The organism is Poseidonocella sedimentorum (assembly GCF_900116005.1).
In the GTDB taxonomy this organism is placed as follows: Bacteria; Pseudomonadota; Alphaproteobacteria; order Rhodobacterales; family Rhodobacteraceae; genus Poseidonocella; species Poseidonocella sedimentorum.
Genome location: NZ_FOYI01000008.1, coordinates 137,261 through 143,260 on the forward strand (window position 1 = coordinate 137,261; position 6,000 = coordinate 143,260).

6 protein-coding genes are annotated in these 6,000 nt (G+C 66.2%); 5 read left to right on the plus strand and 1 reads right to left on the minus strand.

The features are described from left to right. Positions 1-23 precede the first annotated feature (23 nt). Positions 24-2,363, minus strand: a complete 2,340-nt coding sequence (gene parC, locus BM353_RS12535) for a DNA topoisomerase IV subunit A (RefSeq protein ID WP_092081373.1) — start codon at positions 2,361-2,363, stop codon at positions 24-26. A 120-nt stretch (positions 2,364-2,483) separates the two neighbouring features. Between parC and BM353_RS12540 the strand changes: the two genes are divergently transcribed. The 5 genes from BM353_RS12540 to BM353_RS12560 form a co-directional block, all read left to right on the plus strand. After that, positions 2,484-3,308, plus strand: coding sequence for an SDR family NAD(P)-dependent oxidoreductase (locus BM353_RS12540; RefSeq protein WP_092081411.1), 825 nt, complete (start codon positions 2,484-2,486; stop codon positions 3,306-3,308). An 87-nt stretch (positions 3,309-3,395) separates the two neighbouring features. After that, positions 3,396-3,599 (plus strand): twin transmembrane helix small protein, encoded by a 204-nt coding sequence (locus tag BM353_RS12545; RefSeq protein WP_092081375.1) that lies wholly within the window; start codon positions 3,396-3,398, stop codon positions 3,597-3,599. 2 nt (positions 3,600-3,601) lie between these two features. Further along, positions 3,602-4,174, plus strand: coding sequence for a cob(I)yrinic acid a,c-diamide adenosyltransferase (locus BM353_RS12550; protein WP_092081377.1), 573 nt, complete (start codon positions 3,602-3,604; stop codon positions 4,172-4,174). 144 nt (positions 4,175-4,318) lie between these two features. Next, entirely contained in the window at positions 4,319-5,077 is a 759-nt protein-coding gene (locus BM353_RS12555; RefSeq protein WP_092081379.1) for an electron transfer flavoprotein subunit beta/FixA family protein, read from the plus strand. After that, positions 5,077-6,000, plus strand: a 924-nt coding sequence (locus BM353_RS12560; RefSeq protein ID WP_092081381.1) for an electron transfer flavoprotein subunit alpha/FixB family protein, incomplete at its 3' end; no start/stop codon positions are given. The genes BM353_RS12555 and BM353_RS12560, both read left to right, overlap by 1 nt.

Genomic DNA, 6,000 nt, shown 5'->3' on the forward strand with positions numbered 1-6,000 from the left:
CAGCGCACCAGAGCGCCGGAAGATCAGGTAAATTTGTTGGATTTCGGGAAGGCGCGCGGCGGGCGTTTACCAACCGAGCCGCGCTTGCCCTTCCACTCGGTCAGGTCCGGCTCGTGGCGCGTCTTGCCTCCGCCCATCTCCCATTTGAGCCCGTCGTCCCAGGCGAAGGTGACCACATCGGAGAGCCCGCCGTCGAGTTCCAGCACGCCCTGACGCCCGCGCGCCATGTTGTACTTCTGAAGGCGCACACCCTTGCCACGGCCCATCTCGGGCAATTCGTCGAGGCCAAAGACCAGCAGCTTGCTGTTCTCCGACACAACCGCAACGTGATCACCCGCCACCCGCCGCACCAGCTTCGCCACATCATCGCCGGGCACGTTCAGGACCTGCTTGCCGGCCCGTGTCTGGGCCACGACATCGTCCTCGACGACCACAAACCCGTTGCCACCCCGGGAGGCAACGAGCAATTTCGCGCCGGGTTTGTAAACCATGATGTCAATTATTTCGGCCTCATTCGGCAGATCGACCATCAGGCGCAGCGGCTCGCCCATGCCCCGCCCGCCGGGCAAACCGGAGGCCGAGAGCGTGTAGAATCGCCCGTTGGAGGCAAAGACGAGCAGCCGGTCCGTCGTCTCGGCGTGGAACATGAAGCGCGCGCCATCGCCATCCTTGAACTTGAGCTCCCGCCCCAGATCGATATGGCCGGTCATCGCGCGGATCCAGCCCATCTGGGAGCAGACGACGGTGATCGGCTCGCGCTCGATCATCGCCTCCAGCGGCACCTCCTCGATCTCGGTGGCTTCCGCGAATTGCGTGCGCCGCGCGCCACCCTCATAGTCCTTGCCGAAGGTCTTCTTCACCTCGCGCAGCTGATCGGCGATGGTCGACCATTGCAATTCTTCACTGTCCAGCAGGTCTTCGAGCCCTGCGCGTTCTTCCATCAGCGCGTCGCGCTCGCGCACAAGCTCCATCTCCTCCAGCCGCCGCAAACTGCGCAGGCGCATGTTGAGGATCGCTTCGGCCTGCACCTCGGTCAGCCCGTCGGGCGCCCCGGCGGCAGGAGAGACGTAATCGGCTTCCGACGTGGCGCGGACGAAGTCCCGCCCCCAATCCTCGCGCATGAGCGCCGGTTTGGGTTCGTCATCATACCGGATGATGTCGATCACGCGGTCGAGATTGAGGAAGGCGACGATCAGCCCTTCGAGCACTTCCAGCCGGTGATCGATCTTCTCCATCCGGTGCTGGCTACGGCGGATGAGCACCTCGCGGCGGAAATCGAGGAAGGCGCGCAGCACCTCCTTCATCGAGCAGACCTTGGGCGTCACCCCGTCGATCAACACGTTCATGTTGAGCGAGAACCGCACCTCCAGATCGGAGTTGCGATAGAGCATGCCCATGAGCATGTCCGGCTCGACATTCTTGGAGCGCGGCTCCAGCACGACGCGGATATCCTCGGCGCTCTCGTCGCGCACATCGGCCAGAAGCGGGACTTTCTTGGTCTGGATGACCTCGGCGAGCTTCTCGATCAGCTTGGATTTCTGGACCTGGTAGGGGATCTCGGTGACCACGATTTGCCACGTGCCGCGCCCCAGATCCTCGACCTCCCACTTCGCCCGGAGCCGGAAGGCGCCGCGGCCGGTGCGATAGGCCTGCGCGATGCTCTCCTTGGGCTCGACGATGATGCCGCCGGTGGGGAAATCCGGGCCGGGGACGTAGTTGAGGAGCGTGTCATCGCGCGCATCGGGCACCTTGATGAGATGCAGGCAGGCATCGCAAAGCTCGGCAATGTTGTGCGGCGGGATATTGGTCGCCATGCCCACCGCGATCCCCGACGAGCCGTTGGCGAGCAGGTTGGGAAAACTCGCGGGGAGCACGACCGGCTCGGTCAGCGTCCCGTCGTAGTTGTCGCGGAAATCGACGGCGTTTTCGGTGAGCCCGTCGAGCAGCGCCTCGGCCACGGAGGTCAGCCGCGCCTCGGTGTAGCGGGCGGCGGCGGGGTTGTCGCCGTCGATGTTGCCGAAGTTGCCCTGGCCATCGACCAGCGGGTAGCGGACGTTGAAATCCTGCGCCAATCGCGCCATCGCGTCGTAGATCGCGCCGTCGCCGTGGGGGTGATAGTTGCCCATCACATCGCCCGAGATCTTGGCCGATTTGCGGAAGCCCCCGCTCGAGGTCAGGCGCAGCTCGCGCATCGCATAGAGGATGCGCCGGTGCACCGGCTTGAGCCCGTCGCGCGCATCGGGGAGCGCGCGGTGCATGATCGTGGAGAGCGCATAGGTCAGATACCTGTCGCCGATCGCGCGGCGCAGGGGTTCGGCCAAGGCGACCGGCTCCATGTTGGGGTCATCAACGGTGTCGCTCATAGATGCTGTGATACCCCGCGCCTACGGCCCCCGCAAGCGGACCTCGGCGTCAAGTTGCGGCTTTGCCTCTTGTGGCGCGCGCACCGCGCCGTAAAAGTGGGGCAAACGGCGGAGGACAGGGTGCAGAAATCGGTGTTGATCACGGGGTGCTCATCCGGCATCGGGCTCGATGCGGCGCGCGCGCTGCGGGCCCAGGGCTGGCGCGTTTTCGCCTCCTGCCGCAAGCCGGAGGATTGCGCGCGACTGGCCGCGGAGGGGTTCGATGCGCCCCGGATCGACTACGCCGACCCCGCGAGCATCGAGCAGGGGCTGGCCGAGGTTCTGGCCGCCACGGAAGGGCGGCTCGACGCGCTCGTCAACAACGGCGCCTTTGCGATTCCGGGCTACAGCGAGGATCTCACCCGTGACGCCCTGCGCGCGATTTTCGAGACCAATCTTTTCGGCTGGCATGACCTGACGCGCCGAGTGATACCGGTGATGCGGGCGCAGGGCGACGGGCGGATCGTCAACATCTCCTCGGTTCTGGGCTTCACCGCGATGCCGTGGCGCGGGGCCTATGTCGCGACCAAATTCGCGCTCGAAGGGTTGACCGATACGCTCCGTATGGAGCTGCACGGCGCGGGGATCGAGGTCGTCCTGATCGAGCCCGGGCCCATCACCTCGCGGTTCCGCGACAACGCCCTTACCCAGTTCGAACGCTGGGTCGCGCCCGTGGCCTCCGCCCATGCCGCCGACTACGCGCGCCTGCGCAAACGCTATCAGGCGGGCACCGGCCCCGACCGGTTCGAACTGCCCCCGAGCGCCGTGTCGGCAAAGCTCATCCATGCGCTCGAAAACCGCCGGCCCCGCCCGCGCTACTATGTCACCACGCCGACTCACCTGATGGGTGCGGCCCGCCGACTCCTGCCGACGCGCGCCCTCGACCGGATCCTGCGCCGCGGCTGAGCGCGGTTTTGGGGTCGCATTTCCCGCCGAGACCTCTACATCTTGCCCGAGCCCGTTCAGCAAGGCACAGACCGAAAGGCCCCTCGCATGTTCTCCGACCCCGTTTTTGTCATCCTCGCCATCGTCATGCTTGGCGTCGTCGCCATCCTCGGGATGGGGATCATGAATTTCGGCAAGGGCACGCCCGATGCGGCCAAACGGTCCAACAAGCTGATGCAGCTCCGCATCGTGGCCCAGGCGGTCGCGGTCCTGCTGATCCTCGTCTTCATCATGGCGCGCGGCGGCAACTGAAGATGGTCGTTCTCAACAAGATCTACACCCGCACCGGCGACAAGGGGCAAACCGCGCTCGGCGATGGCTCGCGCGTGGCCAAAACCGCAACCCGCGTCGGCGCCTACGGCACGGTGGATGAGCTCAACAGCTTCATCGGCGTCGCCCGGCTTAGCGCCGAGGGCGAAACCGACGCCGCGCTCGCGCGCATTCAAAATGACCTCTTCGATCTGGGTGCCGATCTCTGCCGCCCCGGGATGGAGAAGGACGCCGAGGCCGAGTATCCGCCCCTGCGCATGGCCGCCGAGCAGGTCAGCCGGCTCGAAGCCGAGATCGATCTGCTGAACGAAAGCCTCGAGCCGCTGCGCAGTTTCGTCCTGCCCGGGGGCTCCTCCCTGGCCGCGCAGCTCCATGTCTGCCGCACCGTTTCGCGCCGGGCCGAACGCGCCACGCTGCAGTTGGCCGAGGACGAGACGGTCAATCCCGAAGCCCTGCGCTACCTCAATCGGCTCTCCGACTGGTTCTTCGTCGCCGCCCGACAGGCCAACGACTCAGGGCGCGCCGATGTGCTCTGGGTGCCCGGCGCCAACCGCTAACCCCTCCGCAGACGACAAGAAACGCGGCGTAGAATCGCACCCTGCCGCCGCTTTTTCCCTGTTTCCACGGGCCGCGCTCCGGTATCACTCGCCCATGACAAACCAGGGGCCGCCTTGGCCCCGGCAGCGAGGGAGAGACCGCCGATGAAGGTGCTTGTGCCTGTCAAGCGAGTGATCGACTACAACGTCAAGGTGCGTGTGAAAGCGGACGGGAGCGGTGTTGATCTGGCGAATGTGAAGATGTCGATGAACCCGTTCGACGAGATTGCCGTCGAGGAGGCGATCCGGCTCAAGGAGAAGGGTGTGGCGAGCGAGGTTGTCGCCGTGTCCATCGGGGTCAAGCAGGCGCAGGAGACGCTGCGCACGGCGCTGGCGATGGGGGCGGACCGGGCGATTCTGGTGGTTGCGGCCGAGGATGTGCACAGCGATATCGAGCCGCTCGCGGTGGCCAAGATCCTCAAGGCGATCGTCGATGAGGAGGCGCCCGAGCTGGTGCTTTGCGGAAAGCAGGCGATCGACAACGACATGAACGCCACCGGCCAGATGCTCTCGGCGCTGCTGGGCTGGTCGCAGGCGACCTTCGCCTCGGAGCTGTCGATCGAGGACGGCGCGGCGCTTGTGACCCGCGAGGTCGATGGCGGCTTGCAGACGATCAAGGTGACCCTTCCGGCGATCGTCTCGGTGGATCTGCGCCTCAACGAGCCGCGCTACGCCTCGCTGCCCAACATCATGAAAGCCAAGAAAAAACCGCTCGACGAGAAGACCGCCGCCGATCTCGGCGTCGACGTGAGCCCGCGCCTTGAGGTGGTCGGGACATCGGAGCCGGCGGCGCGCGCCGCGGGGATCAAGGTCGGCTCGGTCGACGAGCTGATTGGCAAACTCAAAGACGCGGGGGCGATCTGATGGCTGTTCTTCTTCTGGCGGAAATCAACAACGGCGCGCTGGCGATGGATGCCACCGCCAAGGCCGTGACGGCGGCGAAAGCGCTTGGCGATGTGGTGGTTCTGGCGGCGGGCGCGACCTGCGCAGAGGCGGCGGCCGAGGCCGCGACGATCGAGGGCGTGAGCAAGGTGCTCTGCGCCGAGGATCCGCTTTATGGCCACCGTCTGGCCGAGCCGACGGCGGCGCTGATCGTCTCGCTGGCGGGGGCGTATGAGCACATCCTCGCCCCCGCGACGACGGATGCGAAAAACATCCTGCCCCGCGTGGCGGCCCTGCTTGACGTGATGGTCATCACCGACATCACCGGCGTGGTCGATGCGGACACCTTCGAGCGCCCGATCTACGCGGGCAACGCGATCCAGACGGTCAAATCCTCGGACGCCAAGAAGGTCATCTCGGTGCGGACCTCGACCTTCGACGCGGCCCCCGCGGGCGGCAGCGCCCCGGTCGAGACCATCGGCGCGGGCGAAGATCCCGGCCTCTCGTCCTGGGTCGAAGACAAGGTCGCCGCGAGCGACCGGCCGGAGCTGACCTCGGCGGGCGTTGTGGTCTCGGGCGGGCGCGGCGTCGGCTCGGAAGCGGATTTCGCGCTGATCGAAAAGCTGGCCGACAAACTCGGCGCGGCCGTGGGCGCCTCCCGCGCGGCGGTCGATTCCGGCTACGCCCCCAACGACTGGCAAGTGGGCCAGACCGGCAAGGTCGTCGCGCCCGAGCTCTACGTCGCCGTCGGCATCTCCGGCGCGATCCAGCACCTCGCCGGCATGAAGGACAGCAAGATCATCGTCGCAATCAACAAGGACGAAGAGGCCCCCATCTTCCAGGTCGCAGACTTCGGCCTCGTCGCAGACCTCTTCGACGCAATCCCGGAACTCACCGAGAAGCTC

What these genes read in the sequence shown, in the direction of transcription:
- parC (WP_092081373.1), bottom strand. Translation starts at nt 2,363, where the DNA reads ATGAGCGACACCGTTGATGACCCCAACATGGAGCCGGTCGCCTTGGCC.
- BM353_RS12545 (WP_092081375.1), top strand. Translation starts at nt 3,396, where the DNA reads ATGTTCTCCGACCCCGTTTTTGTCATCCTCGCCATCGTCATGCTTGGC.
- BM353_RS12550 (WP_092081377.1), top strand. Translation starts at nt 3,602, where the DNA reads ATGGTCGTTCTCAACAAGATCTACACCCGCACCGGCGACAAGGGGCAA.
- BM353_RS12555 (WP_092081379.1), top strand. Translation starts at nt 4,319, where the DNA reads ATGAAGGTGCTTGTGCCTGTCAAGCGAGTGATCGACTACAACGTCAAG.